This is a genomic window from Propionivibrio sp. (genome assembly GCF_029255185.1).
Taxonomy (GTDB): domain Bacteria; phylum Pseudomonadota; class Gammaproteobacteria; order Burkholderiales; family Rhodocyclaceae; genus Propionivibrio.
On the sequence record NZ_JAPUVO010000084.1, the window covers coordinates 15,285 to 29,956 of the forward strand.

14 protein-coding genes and 1 pseudogene are annotated in these 14,672 nt (G+C 60.1%); 5 read left to right on the forward strand and 10 right to left on the reverse strand.

The window, feature by feature from the left end:
- Positions 1-31 precede the first annotated feature (31 nt).
- The gene (gene lexA / locus Q1J43_RS05725; protein WP_301101431.1) at positions 32-634 is read left to right on the forward strand and encodes a transcriptional repressor LexA; all 603 of its coding nucleotides are present in this window, start codon (positions 32-34) and stop codon (positions 632-634) included.
- Between the two features lie 37 nt (positions 635-671).
- Here lexA and Q1J43_RS05730 read toward each other — a convergent pair whose 3' ends face one another.
- Positions 672-1,295, reverse strand: a complete 624-nt coding sequence (locus Q1J43_RS05730; RefSeq protein ID WP_301101432.1) for an ankyrin repeat domain-containing protein — start codon at positions 1,293-1,295, stop codon at positions 672-674.
- A gap of 238 nt (positions 1,296-1,533) precedes the next feature.
- Between Q1J43_RS05730 and Q1J43_RS05735 the strand changes: the two genes are divergently transcribed.
- The 4 genes from Q1J43_RS05735 to Q1J43_RS05750 all read left to right on the forward strand — a co-directional run bounded on the left by Q1J43_RS05735 (position 1,534) and on the right by Q1J43_RS05750 (position 5,151).
- Entirely contained in the window at positions 1,534-1,914 is a 381-nt protein-coding gene (locus Q1J43_RS05735) for a hypothetical protein (RefSeq protein WP_301101433.1), read from the forward strand.
- On the forward strand, positions 1,911-2,882 hold the full coding sequence (locus Q1J43_RS05740) for a CapA family protein (RefSeq protein ID WP_301101434.1): 972 nt from the start codon (positions 1,911-1,913) through the stop codon (positions 2,880-2,882). Before Q1J43_RS05735 ends, Q1J43_RS05740 begins: the two co-directional genes overlap by 4 nt.
- Positions 2,883-2,961: 79 nt before the next feature.
- Positions 2,962-4,500 carry a murein biosynthesis integral membrane protein MurJ gene (murJ, locus tag Q1J43_RS05745; RefSeq protein ID WP_301101435.1) on the forward strand — a complete coding sequence of 513 codons (1,539 nt, stop codon included), beginning with the start codon at positions 2,962-2,964 and terminating at the stop codon, positions 4,498-4,500.
- Positions 4,501-4,515: 15 nt separating this feature from the next.
- Positions 4,516-5,151, forward strand: a complete 636-nt coding sequence (locus Q1J43_RS05750) for a YbhB/YbcL family Raf kinase inhibitor-like protein (protein WP_301101437.1) — start codon at positions 4,516-4,518, stop codon at positions 5,149-5,151.
- Position 5,152: 1 nt separating this feature from the next.
- On the opposite strand, the gene Q1J43_RS05755 is transcribed toward Q1J43_RS05750, so the two are convergent.
- The 9 genes and pseudogenes from Q1J43_RS05755 to Q1J43_RS05795 form a co-directional block, all read right to left on the reverse strand.
- The gene (locus Q1J43_RS05755) at positions 5,153-7,210 is read right to left on the reverse strand and encodes a sodium-translocating pyrophosphatase (RefSeq protein WP_301101438.1); all 2,058 of its coding nucleotides are present in this window, start codon (positions 7,208-7,210) and stop codon (positions 5,153-5,155) included.
- Positions 7,211-7,450: 240 nt separating this feature from the next.
- Positions 7,451-7,693 (reverse strand): hypothetical protein, encoded by a 243-nt coding sequence (locus Q1J43_RS05760; protein WP_301101439.1) that lies wholly within the window; start codon positions 7,691-7,693, stop codon positions 7,451-7,453.
- Between the two features lie 53 nt (positions 7,694-7,746).
- A complete protein-coding gene (locus tag Q1J43_RS05765) occupies positions 7,747-8,184 on the reverse strand; it encodes a hypothetical protein (RefSeq protein WP_301101440.1) in 438 nt (145 codons plus the stop codon).
- Positions 8,185-8,203: 19 nt separating this feature from the next.
- Positions 8,204-8,980: an RHS repeat-associated core domain-containing protein gene (locus Q1J43_RS05770; protein ID WP_301101441.1), complete on the reverse strand. Its 777-nt coding sequence runs from the start codon at positions 8,978-8,980 to the stop codon at positions 8,204-8,206.
- A gap of 225 nt (positions 8,981-9,205) precedes the next feature.
- Positions 9,206-9,394 (reverse strand): hypothetical protein, encoded by a 189-nt coding sequence (locus Q1J43_RS05775; protein ID WP_301101442.1) that lies wholly within the window; start codon positions 9,392-9,394, stop codon positions 9,206-9,208.
- Between the two features lie 799 nt (positions 9,395-10,193).
- Positions 10,194-10,412 carry a hypothetical protein gene (locus Q1J43_RS05780; RefSeq protein ID WP_301101443.1) on the reverse strand — a complete coding sequence of 73 codons (219 nt, stop codon included), beginning with the start codon at positions 10,410-10,412 and terminating at the stop codon, positions 10,194-10,196.
- Positions 10,413-10,430: 18 nt separating this feature from the next.
- The gene (gene xerC, locus Q1J43_RS05785) at positions 10,431-11,528 is read right to left on the reverse strand and encodes a site-specific tyrosine recombinase XerC (protein WP_301101444.1); all 1,098 of its coding nucleotides are present in this window, start codon (positions 11,526-11,528) and stop codon (positions 10,431-10,433) included.
- 1 nt (position 11,529) lies between these two features.
- Complete coding sequence (locus Q1J43_RS05790) at positions 11,530-14,247, reverse strand: toprim domain-containing protein (RefSeq protein ID WP_301101446.1); 2,718 nt, start codon at positions 14,245-14,247, stop codon at positions 11,530-11,532.
- A gap of 57 nt (positions 14,248-14,304) precedes the next feature.
- A pseudogene (locus Q1J43_RS05795) lies at positions 14,305-14,523 on the reverse strand (CHC2 zinc finger domain-containing protein); the annotation flags it as partial.
- Positions 14,524-14,672 lie beyond the last annotated feature (149 nt).

A 14,672-nucleotide genomic window follows, 5' to 3' on the forward strand; every position in this document is an offset into this window, starting at 1 on the left:
AGATACAGTATCTTCAGTGGAGGCCATGATCATGATTAAGCTCACACCGCGACAACAGGAAATCCTCGATTTTATCCGCAATACGTTGGAGGTGCTTGGCGCACCACCCACGCGGGCAGAAATCGCCAATGCGTTCGGTTTCGCGTCGCACAATGCGGCAGAAGAGCATCTGAAGGCGCTGGCCAAGAAGGGCATTATCGTACTCGAGCCCGGCTCGGCGCGCGGCATTCGTCTGGTCGAGCAACTTGGATTGCCGCTCATCGGCAGCGTGGCCGCTGGCAGCCCGATCCTGGCTGTGGAAAACGTCCAAGGTCGTTATGCGCTTGATGCCAGCCTGTTCAAGCCGCGTGCCGATTTTCTGTTGCGTGTGCGCGGCCTGTCGATGATCAACGCCGGGATTCTGGATGGTGATCTGCTGGCCGTGCATCGCAGCAACGAGGCACGGAACGGCCAGATCGTCGTCGCTCGACTGGATGACGACGTAACGGTCAAGCGCTTTCGCCAGCACGGCGCCATTGTCGAGCTCATCGCAGAGAATCCAGATTTTGCCCCAATCATTGTGGATACGCGCGAACAATCGGTGGCGATCGAGGGTATTGCCGTCGGGTTAATTCGTGGCGGCGAGGCAATGTAAGGTAGGCGGTTGTCAGTTACGGACCGGTTGCTTCCGATTACTCTTTGGCTTGGTATTGCTGGAGCAAGGCGGTCGTTTGTGGATGTTTGTTTTGCTCTGCGTAGAACAGGGGTGTTTTTCCATCAGCATCTTTACTTTGCAGGTCGGCGCCATGTTCGATGAGGAACTTCGAAAGCTTGGGCTGGCCGGTTGCTGCAGCGAGGTGCAGTGCCGTTTGCCCGGCATCCGATTTGGCGTTGATCTGCGCATTCTTGAGCAGCAATAGTTCGACCTCCTGCCTGCCGCCCGAGAGAACCGCCGCATGCAGGGGGGTCATGTCAACACCATCTTTGGCATTGACATCCGCACCATTGGCGATCAGGAGTTCGGCGGTTTTCAGCCGGCCATAAAAGGCAGCCATGTGCAGTGGCGTGCGGCCAAGCGCATCTTTTGAGTTGATTTCCGCACCCGCGTCGAGCAGCGCCTTGAGATCGACAAGTTCCCCCTGGATCGCCGCTTTGGCCAAGGGAGATTCGGCGACCAACGGTGCTCCACTCTTGGCCGGAGCGTTGCTGGTATCGACCTGCTTGCCGCAGCCTGAGAAAGCCAGTGCCAGTGTGCCAATAAGGATCACCGCTGCCTTGCGGCCGGTGGATTGGCGAATGTTCTCGTATTGATTCATGGGCTTCTCGGTTTTGCGCATTTTCCAAAGTCTGATACTTATCATAAACGATTGTCAGCAGGATTGCGTTCGAAGTGGATTGAGGTTGGACAAACTCGGAATTTGCCAGTCGTGCGGCTCGGCGACATACTGGCGGTCCGGCGCGTTCGTTCGGGTTTTTCTGGGGGCTATGATGCGTTTGGTGCAATCGTTTTTTCCTCGGCCAGTTGCTGCGTTTCTGGCCATCGTGGGGTTGTTGATGGTTCCTGCCATACACGCCGAGCAGGTGCTCTGTCATTACACCTACGGCGGTGAAACCAGGGCGTTGGTGGCGCTGCCAGTGTCCTCGCCTTACGCCGTCAAGGCCATTGATGTCGGCTCATTTTTTCACTTTCGTGTCGTCTTCCAGAACAAGCCAGTCGATATTGCATCGATCAAAATCTATACCTATGCCGATCGTGATGATGGCCCCGTGCTGATTCATCAGGCGATTTTCCCCTATCCGCCGGCCAGTCGCCGTGCAGTCCCCTACGGCTTTAGCGGTCTGCATTTCGTGCATGAACCAGTGCGCGACGGTGAACTACAGTACTGGTGCCAGCTAACACCAACGCAACGCAGCGACAGGAGGGTGGAGCGATGACTCTGCCGCGTGTGCTATTCATGTTATTGGCCTTGATTTCTTTTTCCGCTGTGCAGGCCGACCCGGTACGCCTGGTTTTTGTCGGCGATGTCATGCTCGACGACGGGCCGGGGCGGGTGATCGCCAGCGGACGCGATCCGCTGGCGCCTTTTGCGGCACAACTGCGTGACGCTGATTTCACCATCGGCAATCTGGAGTGCCCGATTGCCACCGTCGGCAAGCCGCTCGACAGCAAGATTTTTTCCTTTCGCGCCGATCCTGGCGTGGTGTCGCTGCTCAAGGGGCGTTTCGACGCATTGGCGGTGGCTAACAATCATTCAGGTGATTATGGCAAGGCGGCCTTCCTCGAAACGCTAGCCCATCTTGACCGCGCCGGCATTCGCCATTTTGGCGGTGGACGCGATCTGGCCGGCGCGCATGCGCCGCTGTGGATAGAGCGGCGGGGATTGCGCATTGCCGTACTCGCCTACAACGAGTTCAAGCCGCGCTCCTTTGAGGCCGGCGCCAACTGGCCGGGCATTGCCTGGAGCGAAGACAGTCAGGTGGTCAGCGACATCCGTGCGGCGCGTGCGGCGGGGGCCGATCTGGTGATTCCTTTCATGCATTGGGGTTGGGAGCGCGAGCCGGAGCCGAGCGGACGTCAGCGGCAACTGGCACGAACAATGATTGATGCCGGCGCTGACCTGGTGCTCGGCGGCCATCCGCACGTTACCCAGGGCGTCGAATACTATCGCGGCAAGCTGATCGTTTATAGCCTGGGCAATTTTGTTTTCGACGGTTTTGACTTGCCCGCTGAGAAACGCGGCTGGTTGCTGCGTCTGACCCTCGATCGCCAGGGGCTGGTCGCCTGGGAGACGCTGGCCGCGCAGATGGATGAGGAAGGCACACCGCATCCGGTGCCGGGCGCGCTGACCCCTTGTGGGCCGGTCGGGGCAGACGCTGACGTCGGAGAGTGTGTCAATCCTTGAGGACGACGGACGCCATCCTCCATTTGCCGTTTTTAACGGCTAAGATGGCGACTGTCGCTTGAAGCCCAGAAAATACCGGATGAGTCTGCTTAGAACCCTCGCTACGATCAGCAGCATGACGTTTTTATCGCGCATTCTTGGTTTCGTGCGTGACTTTGTCATTGCCCGAATTTTCGGCGCTGGGGTCTTGACCGACGCCTTCTTCGTGGCCTTCAAACTGCCTAATCTGCTGCGCCGACTGTTTGCCGAAGGGGCGTTCTCGCAAGCCTTTGTCCCCATTCTCGGCGAATACAAAAACAAACGCGGGGATACAGAGGCCAGGCAACTCGTCGACCACGTCGCCACCCTGCTTTTTCTCGTTCTGCTCGTCATCACCCTGCTCGGCATGGCGGCGGCACCGCTCCTGGTCTACATTTCCGCGCCGGGATTTGCTGCCGACGCCGGCAAGTTCGCACTGACTGTCGAGCTGACGCGCATCACCTTTCCCTACATTCTCTTCATGTCGCTGGTTGCCCTCTCCGGCGGCATACTCAACACTTGGAGCCGCTTCGCCGTCCCCGCCTTCACCCCGGTACTGCTTAATCTCTCGTTCATAGGCATGGCCCTGTTCGCTGCGCCAAGTTTTGCACAACCAGTATTGGCGCTGGGCTGGGCTGTTTTCCTGGGAGGTGTGCTGCAACTTGCTTTCCAGATTCCCTACCTGAAACGCATAAATATGCTCCCGCGTTTTTCTCTGGACTGGAAGGACGCCGGGGTACGCCGCATCCTCAGGCTGATGGCGCCTGCTGTTCTCGGCGTCTCGGTGGCCCAGGTCAGCCTGCTGATCAATACCATATTCGCTTCTTTCCTCGGCACCGGCAGCGTCTCCTGGCTCTACTATGCCGACCGTCTGATGGAATTTCCCTCCGGCATATTGGGCGCGGCGCTGGGCACCATCCTGCTGCCTTCGCTGGCCAAATATCACGCCGGCGAAAAATTTGACGACTACTCGCGACTGCTCGACTGGGGGCTGCGTCTGACCTTGCTGCTGGCAGCACCGGCGGCCCTGGCACTGGCCATCATCGCTGTGCCACTGATCACCACACTCTTCCACCACGGTGCATTCAGTGCGATCGATGTGTTCAGGACGCGAGACGCGCTGGTCGCTTACAGTATCGGTCTGCTTGGGCTGATTCTGGTCAAAGTGCTGGCTCCGGGCTTTTACGCCCGGCAAAACGTGCGCACACCGGTCAAGATCGCGCTGCTCACTCTCTTCGTTACGCAAGTGCTCAACCTGGCGTTGATCGGCTGGCTCAAGCATGCTGGGCTGGCGCTGTCGATCGGGCTGGCAGCCTGCCTCAATGCCGCATTGCTCTATCGCGGACTGCGTCGGCACGGAATCTATTCGCCACAGCCTGGCTGGCCGAAGTTTTACGCCAAACTGGCCGTTGCCATGCTGATCCTGGGCGTCGCCCTCTGGTTTGCTGGCGGAGATGCCGCCGATTGGCTGCGCTGGAGCCTGGCGGAACGTCTGCTGCGGCTTTTGGTCATTGTTGCATTCGGTGCTGCCGTCTATTTCGCTACACTATGGCTGACGGGCTTCCGTTTACGCGATTTCAAACGCAGCGCCGCGCAATAACCACGAGGAGGAAAAATGAAACTGACCAGCAGCAGCTTCAGCGAAGGGCAGAACATACCGGGTGAATTCGCCTTTTGCATTCCCGACCTGGCGCATCACGTCTGTCTTGGCGAGAATCTCAACCCGCAACTCGTCTGGTGTGACGTACCTGCCGGTACCCAATCCTTCGTCATCATCTGCCACGACCCGGATGTGCCGAGCAAAGGCGACGACGTCAATCAGGAAGACCGCAGCGTGCCTGCCTCGCTACCGCGCGTCGATTTTTTTCATTGGGTACTGTTTGATCTGCCGGCCGATCTGCGCGAGATCAAACAGGGTGAATTCTCCAGCGACGTGACGCCACGCGGCAAACCGGGTCCGGCAGCGGCGCACGGCGCGCGCCAGGGGATCAACGACTATACCGGATGGTTTGACGGCGATAACGACATGCGCGGAGATTACTATGGCTACGATGGCCCCTGCCCGCCGTGGAATGACGAAATCGTCCACCACTATATCTTTACCGTTTTTGCCCTTGATATCGAGCGTCTGCCGCTAGACGGCAAGGCCAGCGGCCCGCAGGTGCGGGACGCGCTGCGGGGCCACATTCTCGGTCAGGCCAGCCTGAGCGGCCTGTACACGCTCAATCCAGTTGTCATTGGTGCGGGCTGAATCAGGACGCCAGCGGCAGAATCGGCACGATCATCAGCGCTACGATATTGATGATCTTGATCAGCGGGTTGACCGCCGGACCCGCAGTGTCCTTGTACGGATCACCAACGGTATCGCCAGTCACCGACGCCTTGTGCGCTTCGGAACCTTTGCCGCCGAAATGGCCGTCTTCAATGTATTTCTTGGCGTTGTCCCAGGCGCCACCGCCAGTGGTCATCGAGATGGCGACAAACAGGCCGGTAATGATGGTTCCCATCAACAGGCCGCCAAGCGCCTTCGGCCCCAGCAGCAGTCCGACAAGCACCGGCACCAGCACCGGCAACAGCGAGGGAACGATCATTTCCTTGATCGCCGCCGTGGTCAGCATGCCTACTGCACGCGAGTAATCCGGCTTGGCATCGCCATCCATAATTCCCGGAATCTCCTTGAACTGACGACGCACTTCGATGACCACCGCAGCGGCAGCGCGCCCGACCGCCTCCATGGCCATGGCGCTGAACAGGTAGGGGATCAGTCCGCCGATGAAGAGGCCGATAATGACCATGTGATCGGACAGATCAAATGCCGTGATGTAACTTCTGGCTTCCAACGCGTGGGTGTAGTCGGCAAACAGCACAAGCGCCGCCAGACCTGCCGAGCCTATGGCATAACCCTTGGTCACCGCCTTGGTCGTATTGCCGACGGCGTCGAGCGGATCGGTCACGTCACGCACTTCCTGCGGCAATCCGGCCATTTCGGCGATGCCACCGGCGTTGTCGGTGATTGGTCCGTAGGCATCCAGCGCGACAATGATGCCGGTCATCGACAGCATTGAGGTGGCGGCAATGGCGATACCGTACAAACCGGCCAAGCCATGCGTAATGTAAATCGCCAGACAGACGCAAAGCACCGGTAGTGCCGTCGCCTTCATCGAAACGCCGAGGCCGGCAATGATGTTGGTTCCGTGTCCGGTCGTCGACGCTTCCGCCACATGTTTGACCGGAGCGAAATCGGTGCCGGTGTAGTACTCGGTAATCCATACCAGCAGACCGGTCAATACCAAACCGACCGTAGACGCACCAAAAATGCTCATCGAACTGATCAGCTTGCCGTCGGCCAGTGTGATCCCATTCCCCAGCATCCAGGTCGTGATCGGGTAGAAGGCCAGCAGCGCCAGGATGCCGGCTACCGCCAGGCCACGGTAGAGGGCGTTCATGATCTTGCCGCCTTCATTGGCCTTGACGAATGAACAGCCGATAATCGAGGCAATGATCGACACCCCTCCGAGCACCAGGGGATAGATGATCAGATTGTCGTTGGGGGTGGCGATGCCCTTGAGCATCATCGCGCCGAGCACCATGGTGGCCACGACCGTCACGGCGTAGGTTTCAAACAGGTCAGCAGCCATCCCGGCACAGTCGCCGACGTTGTCGCCCACGTTATCGGCGATGACCGCCGGGTTGCGCGGATCGTCTTCAGGAATCCCGGCTTCGACCTTGCCGACCAGGTCGGCGCCGACGTCAGCGCCCTTGGTGAAGATACCGCCGCCTAGTCGCGCGAAAATGGAAATCAGCGACCCGCCGAAGGCTAGCCCGACCAGCGGTTCGACCGCATGCTGGAAATCGGCGCCGCTGCCACGCAGATAGGCGTAGTAACCCGCCACGCCAAGCAGGCCGAGACCGACGACCAGCATGCCGGTGATCGCACCGCCTTTGAATGCCACATCCAGCGCCGCCGCAATGCCGCTGCGCGCCGCCTCGGCCGTTCGCACATTGGCGCGCACCGAGACGTTCATGCCGATGAACCCGGTCGCACCGGAAAGCACGGCGCCGATGACAAAACCGACCGCCATCAACTTGCCCAGAAAGACGCCAATGAATACCGCAAGAACAAGGCCAACAACGGCAATCGTCGTATATTGCTTGTTCAGGTAGGCGGATGCACCGACCTGAATCGCCTTGGCGATCTCCTGCATACGATCGTTGCCCGCCGGCAACGAGAGAATCCAACGAGTCATTACGGCGCCATAAAGCACCGCGACCACCGCGCACACAAGCGCGAATACAAGACCTGCCGACATGAACACCCCCTATCAAGATTATTACCCCAGCCCTTCGGAAGACCTCCTAGGTGCCTGATCACTCAACCAACTGCACTGACCTATCCACACGCCCTCTGGCGGGAGTTAAGGCTACACAAAAACAAATGAACTTTCTGCACACCTGAAAGACAGAAATGCTGATCGCTCGACAGCAGCGACACAGCAACATTCAAAGCATTCAAAGGGGGCTGACCCCTTTTGCTATTAATGCTAATGGCTTTAAATGGTGCCGCTGTAGTCCGACCCGTTATCGATCCTTAAATCAGCCTCGTGAATCTCGGTTGACGAACCATCCTCGAACTCGACTGAATAGACAACCCCTTCTGGAAACTTATCGAAGTATCCGCCTTCTGGCCTTGTTTCGAATACTCCAACAATCCATGCCTTTTCACCAGGGCGAGCCTCATAGCTCGCAGTAGACTGCACACGCACAACGTCGTTGTAGCCAAATGCTGGTTTCATGGTCAATCATTCAAAGGGGTCTGACCCCTTTTTCTCGGGTAGGATCACTCAGGCTAACCGGATTTCCAACGACATAAGCATATCCGTTGATGCCTCCAGCCTTTCTTGGTGAAGAAGGTCTTTAACCAAAAAAGACCTAGTGCAGTTATCACATAGATCACAAATAGCATTACCGTCACAGACAATACCGATTGCAGATAGTCCATCGACAGTCCATCGAAATCTTTTAGCAAACCCGGGAAATAAAGCATTCCCAAGATGTGGAACCCAAAAATATAGCCAATCGCTAATAAGCCAGATAACAAGATTAGTCGTCGTATCGTATGCACTTTCACTGCATGTAAAAATAATCCTAGCATGCTGGTTATCGCCATACCCATCACAAGTGGCTTCGCTAATTGTGCATGAGTAGAACGTGAAACAAGGATAAATGCAGTAAGCAAAATCATCTGTAAAATCACTCCCAATAAGGCTAAACGAACGATCTTCATCGTTGTGGCCTTGTCACGATTACTGGAAGAGGGTCAGGCAAATTTTGGAGGCGCGGAAAAGATCCTTGTCCCCACTACCTACATCAATACATCCCGCAGAACCTGGCTTCTTACCGCCATGAATCATGAAACCGTCTCGTCCGTAAGTATTTGTTCCCTGATCAGGATGTAACGGCACTCGATAATCACCCCAGTCACGTGGATCAAGATATTTTCGGAAGAATCCGGCGGGGCTAATTTCAGACGGATTTAATATGTAGTTGCCGGATGGGATCGGCCCTTTATTGGCAACACTCGGATCAGTGACTCCACCGGTACCAGAAGTATATGGATAATTTTCTATGATCTGACCAGTGGTGCTGTACAAATTTGCTGTGCCACCACCTGCGATGATGAATGAAGGGCCTCCAGTTGGCCCACCCCATCGGTCTAATCCTAGCGGATCAGCGTAGCTCAGAGGATTCCCGCCGACATAGGCATATCCGTTGATGCCGCCTGCGAGGCCAATCGGATCACTCTGAATATACCTGCCCTTGTCGGAATCGTAATCCCGACGATAGTTGTAGTTGAGATTGGACTCGAGGTCATAGTACTGCCCCGGAAACCTTAAATTCAGCGTGAAGTTCTTCCCATCCCCATCCGGGTCTTCTTCCGGCGGGCTGACGCCGAAGGGCTCACCCAGAATGTTCCGCCAGACGACTTTGTTTGTCTCATCGGTGACAAGCCGCGGCGAGTTGAGATATGCTCGCCCTGACGCAGTTTCGTCGTAAGCACAGCCGATTTTTCTAGTCGCCATCTGGCTTGCGGGGCTATGAACGAAGACGACTCTCCCTCAATTTCGGTAAAAATTTGTAGACGCGAGTTTGTCCCACGGGCACGCGCAATGCAAGCGGAGTTTCTTCTTTAGCGGCTCAGGGGTGAATCTGGAGCGGGCGCGTATTCCGTCCAGGCCACGCAGCGCCGCAGGGAAGCCTTGACGACCGGCGGCGAAGGGGCGGCCATGCCGCCCCGTGTGTTGCGCCTAGCGCGGCGCGTAGCCCTGCTGTGCCAGCGCCGCGCGGACGGCTTCGGTGGCGCGGATCATCTGCCAGGCTTCTTCGTCACTGACCGCCAGTGACCTGCAATCGCTAAATCCTAGACGCTTCAAGAACTGCGCGAGTGCCCAAGCGTTTTCGTCTGATAGTTCGATGTGCAAGCTAACGTTTTCCATGATCTTCCTTCCTGTGTTGGCCCGGCCCTCGCTGCGAGCGCCGTTGGCCCTTATCCGATCAGCGCCGAGTCGCAGCCGGGTCAAGGGCGGCGAAGCCGCTTGCGAAGCCCTTGACGCGGCGAGCACGGCGCTACCCTCCCTGGGCCAACGCGGGGGGAGTTTCTCCCACGGTTCCAGGGTTGGCTTTTGACTTTGGGGAGCCCCCGCGTGCGGGGGCGGACGGGAGGCCGGGCAGACGGCGCGGGCAAGGCGTGACGCGGAACGCGGCACGACCCCGCGCCGTCTGACTGGCCTGGGTGGGCCGGGGTTCGTAGGTTTTGGGGTTGTGGCTCGCGCTGGCGCGAAGCGCGAGCGCGCAAGATAGATGTTGAAGCGGTGCGGGCAAGGCCGGCACCGCGCGCTGACGGACGGGGGCGCAAGACATAACCGTCCATTACGCGAACCCGTAGGGCGCGGAGCCGAAGGCGTAGCGGTTGGCCCACCGAGCCAACTTTGTTGGCGAATGGGGCAACTTTGCGTAATGCGCGGTTATGTTAAATGCGTAGCATTTACCCCCGGCCGACAGCCAGGACGCGGCCGGCTCAATGCCGGACGGGGCCTGTGTTGTACGCTCGCGCGTAGCGCCTGACATTGACTCTACGGCCGTGACCGGAACGCTGCCCGTCGAGCCTGGCACGGCGCAGCCCGGCGCGCGGCTTGCCGTGCCCTAACTCCTGTTGCAGCTTCAGGCTGTCCGCCACACTCGCGGCGGTGGGAGTGATCGCCGAGCAGACCGTGCTGGCCTGCGCAACGCAAACGATCAGTCAATTTCTCTGGCAGGATCGCATCCATCATGGCCGCGACGATGCAGTTCGCTCTGCGCCGCCGTGAGCACGTCTTCCAGAGCGCCCCGGATGAAGCCCAGGGACGTGTCCAACTGCCGTTGGTAGGCCGCCGAGTCTGCCCCTTGCGTTTCCCGCACGCGTACCAGATCTTCCATGGCCGCACCAACCACCGTGCGCAGATAGCCTTCGTTCATCGCTCCTCCTCCTGGTCCTCACCATCGGCCGCTAACGTCGCCAGAAGCGTTTGCGCCGCGTCGCCAAGGGTTTGCTACCCGTTGCGCCGGATCGCCTCTATCGCGTCGCAATCGCGCCGGATGCGTCGCCGCGTGGATCTGCTTTAGCTTCGTAATCGAGACCTGGGTATAGATCTGCGTCGAGTTCAGGTCGGCATGGCCGAGCAGCGCCTGGATGAAGCGGATGTCGGCGCCGTTCTCCAGCATGTGCGTGGCGCAGGCATGGCGCAGCAGGTGGCACGAGCCGGGCGTGGTGATGCCGGCGTAATCGAGGTGGCGCCGCACCATGTCGCCCAGTCGGTTCTTGCCGAAGGCCTCGCCGTAGTCGGTGAGGAACAGCGCGCCGTCGTCAGGCTCGATGACGAGCTGGGGCCGCACCTCGTCGGCGTAGCGCGTCAGCCAGGCCGCGGCGCGCTCGCCGATCGGCACCACGCGGTCGCGCCCGCCCTTGCCCTGGCGCACGCTGAGCGCGCCCTGCGCGCGGCTCCAGTCGTACACCGCCAGGCTGGCCAACTCCATGCGGCGCAGCCCCGTGGAGTACAGCGTCTCCAGAATGGCGCGGTCGCGGATGCCGCTGATGTGGCTGACGTCGGCCTGGTTGATCAGGTGGTCGACTTCGGCCACGGTCAGGACATGCATCGGCAGGCGCAGGGGCGTTCTGGGCAGCATCAGTTCGGAGGCGGGATTGGTGAGGGTGTGACGGCTGCGGGTCAGCCACTTGAACCAGCCCTTGAGCGGCACCAGCAGCGCCTGCTGGCTGGTGAAGGCCAGCGGCTGGCCGTCGGCCTTGCGCACCTGGTACAGGTGGCGCTGGTAGCGCTCCAGGATCGGTAGCGTGATCTCGCCGGGGGAGGAGAGGCCGCGCTCGTCGCACCAGCGGATGAAGCGGCGCAGGGCCTTGTCGCGCATCACCACACCCTGCTCGCGGTAGCCCATGACGCGCGACCACTCCAGGTAGGCGGCGGCGTAGGCGTGCAGCGAATTGCTGGCGGAGGGGTCGGGCGCGGGCACGCGCGGCGGCGACCGGCGCTTCTGCCAGAGCGCGTGCTTCTTGAGGCGCTGACCCGGGCGCGGCATGTCAGGCCGACGCAGCGGCTAAGGCGGGAACGGCCTGCGGGTACGACCGGGATTTTCCGGTTGGCCGGGAGCAGTGCGTTTCGGGCATCGCATTCGATAGATCGCCGGAAACCCGCACGGGGTGAGGCGTTACAGCCGATTCATTGCCCCGCGACCCCACCGCAACCGGGCCGCTACCGCCCCGCACTCCCCCCGCAACTTCGGGGGTCGAACCCCGCGACTTCGGAATCGTAGTGGTAGAAATCAAAGCCTCCAGTGCGGCGATGTCGATCAGTCCCGCGACCTGGGCGCGGGATTCGTCGCCAACTTCGTAGGCCAGCACATAGACGTATTTGCCGCCCGGTCCTTCGCGATACACGAGCACGTATTCGAGATCGACGAGGCGCTCCAGATGCACGCGCAATTGCGTGTCGCCCCAGGTGATCGCCTCGCGCAGCGCACGGCGGCTAAAGCGGAAATCGCTGCGCTTCACGCTTTGCCGCGTGCATTCGGCGACCACATAGCCGTCGATCAGTTTCAACAGCCGGCGCGTCTGCGGCGGCAGTTCGTCAAGGCTGCGGCCGAGCACGTCATGCGCAATGCGGTTGGCGAGTTCGATGTCGGCCAGCGTGACTTCGATGTACTCGATGACCTGCTCGCCGCGTTGCGCGGTCTTCACGTCGCGCTGGTGTTGGTGCAGGAAGGCGATGGTGTCGATCAGGGTGAGGTACTTTTCATGATCGCGGCGCAGCCGCGTGGTCTGGTCGGGAAAGGTCAGGAACTGCGCGTAAGGGTTCAGCACGTCCAGTGGCCGTAGCAGGCGCTGGGCGTTCTGGTGCAGGGTGATGAGGGCGTCCTTCTCGCGGCGGGCGATCAGCCCTTGCAGGGTCCTTCGGTCGCGTTGCACCTGGTGAATCGCGCGCGTCTGCTCGCGCCCCTCATCGACGGCCAGCACCAGGCAGCGGTTCATCAGTTCTTCGTCGATGTCCCGCGCTGTCGTGGTCAGCAACAACGCGACCGGACCTTCGACGCGGTATTGCTGCGTGATCAGGTTGCCGGTGGTGGGGTCTTTGCCGGTGCTGGCGATGGTGAGTTCACCTTCGCTCTGCAGGAGCTTCAAGGCGTAGCTGGCGCGGCTCGCGCCTTCTTCTTCGACGATGGCCAGGGCCTTGTGCTTGAGGTTGGTTTCGCCCATGTAGAACAGGCTCTGGCCGGTCATGGCGCTGTACTTCACTTTCTCTTCGTCGGGGACGAAGGCGAGCACGGCGTCCATCAAGGAGGATTTGCCGGCCGCGCTCGATGACTGGATCACCACGCCCAGGGGCCGGTCGAGCTTGCGCGAGACGGCGGCGAGGTAGCCCACCAGCTTGTTGGTTTCTTCACCGATGAGGCCGCAGGTGGCGAAGTCGGCGAGCAGGCGGCGCACCAGGTCGGGCGCTTTCAAGAGCGAGAGCGCCGCGTCGCGCTGGGCGGCGTCCATCGTCGCCGCTGGCGGCACGGCGGGCTGCAAGGCTTGGCGGATGGCCTCTTCCTGCAAGGCTTCCAGTTTTCTGAGGACGCGCCCCAGGTCGGTCTTGAGGATGTCCTCGGCGACCTGCAATTCAATCGCGGCGTGGGTGGTGTAGCTCTGGCGTTGCTTGGCCGCGTAGAGGTCGAGCGTATCAACGTAGAAGCGCTCGCCGCGTGTGGCGAGCAGGTTCACTTTCAATATTTCGAACGAGAGATTCTTGGCCAGGCCGCGCACGCGGTAGCGGCGATCGCCGAAGGTCAGCGTGATTTCGTTGTCCGTCACGGTGCACGGCGCGTCATCAGCTGGCGCGGCCGGCAGCGGACTGGCGGGCAGTGCTGCGGGAAACGTTTTGGCAGCTAAGGAAGGATCGGCCAAAGCGGTAGGCAGGATGGGCGTTGGCGGTGGGTCAATGGCAACGGGAACCGTCTCGGGGTGCGTTGGCACGGTGCCTTTGCCGAGCCACAGGGCTTGACGGATCACGAGGCCCAGCGAACGGGATGCCGGCGTCACCTTGAGCGCGTAGGCGTTGGCATCCATGCCCTTGGGGAACTGAATGCGGAAACAGTCAATGCCTTCCGCCAGCAGGCGTTCGGCGACCTTGGCCGCGCCACGTTCGCCAGCCTCGTCGCGATCAAAGGCGATCAGCACGCGTTGCGTGCCGTGCGCTTTGAAGGCGGCAAGAATGTCGTCGGTGAAGCCCTCGATGCCGTAGGCCGTGGTGACGTTGCGATAGCCTGCACTCCAGAACGTCAGCGCGTCGATCAGGGCTTCGCAGAGGATGATTTCCGGCGCGACGCCAAGCGCGGCGATGTTCCACACGCCTTTATGCGGACCGGGCAGGTATAAATGCCTGGGCGTGCCGGCATGCAGGGTTTTCAGGAGCCTGCGGCCGTAGACTTCGCTGACGTTGCCGGCCTGATCGATCACGGGAATGACCAGCGAGCCGTTGAAGTGTTCGTGGCCGAAGTTGCGCAGGATGCCGAGCTTTTGCAGGCGCTCGCGTATGCCGGCGTCGGCGATGCGATTCTTGTTGGGGAGGCGCAGGCCCAGGGTGCGGTTGGCAAAGCCGAGCTTGAACACGTCGATGGCCTCGCCGGCAATGCCGCGCGATTCGAGGTAGGCCAGCGCTTCGGGGGAGCGCTTCAAGCTGCTGTGGTAGTAGTCGATGATCTGATTCAAGAGCGCCTGGTCGTCAGCGTCGAGCGCGATCGGGGTGTCGAGTTTGCGCATGGTGCCCGACTTGATCGGAGCCGACCCGGCGGCTAAAACAGAAATGCCGTCCTTCAACAATTCGACGGCGTGGCGGAAGGATACGCCGTTCTTTTTAATCATCCAGTCGATGGGGCCGCCACCGAGGCCGCAGCCAAAGCAGTGCCAGAGGTTTTTTGCAGGGGTGATGACCAGGCTGGCCGTGTCGTCAGCGTGAAAGGGGCAGCGGCCAACGCGATCCTTGCCGCTCTTCTTCAGATCAATGCCCGAAGCTTCGACCAGGCGCTCTACCGATACGTCACTTTTTAGACATCATGTATTGACCTGCCACACCTCAAGCGACGAGGGTTACGCTTGGGGTTTGTTCAACCGTAGGCGCAGAGCCTAAATTGAGGGAGGCAGGTCATGAAAGAGTTTAGCAAGTACGTGGGGCTGGATGTGCATAA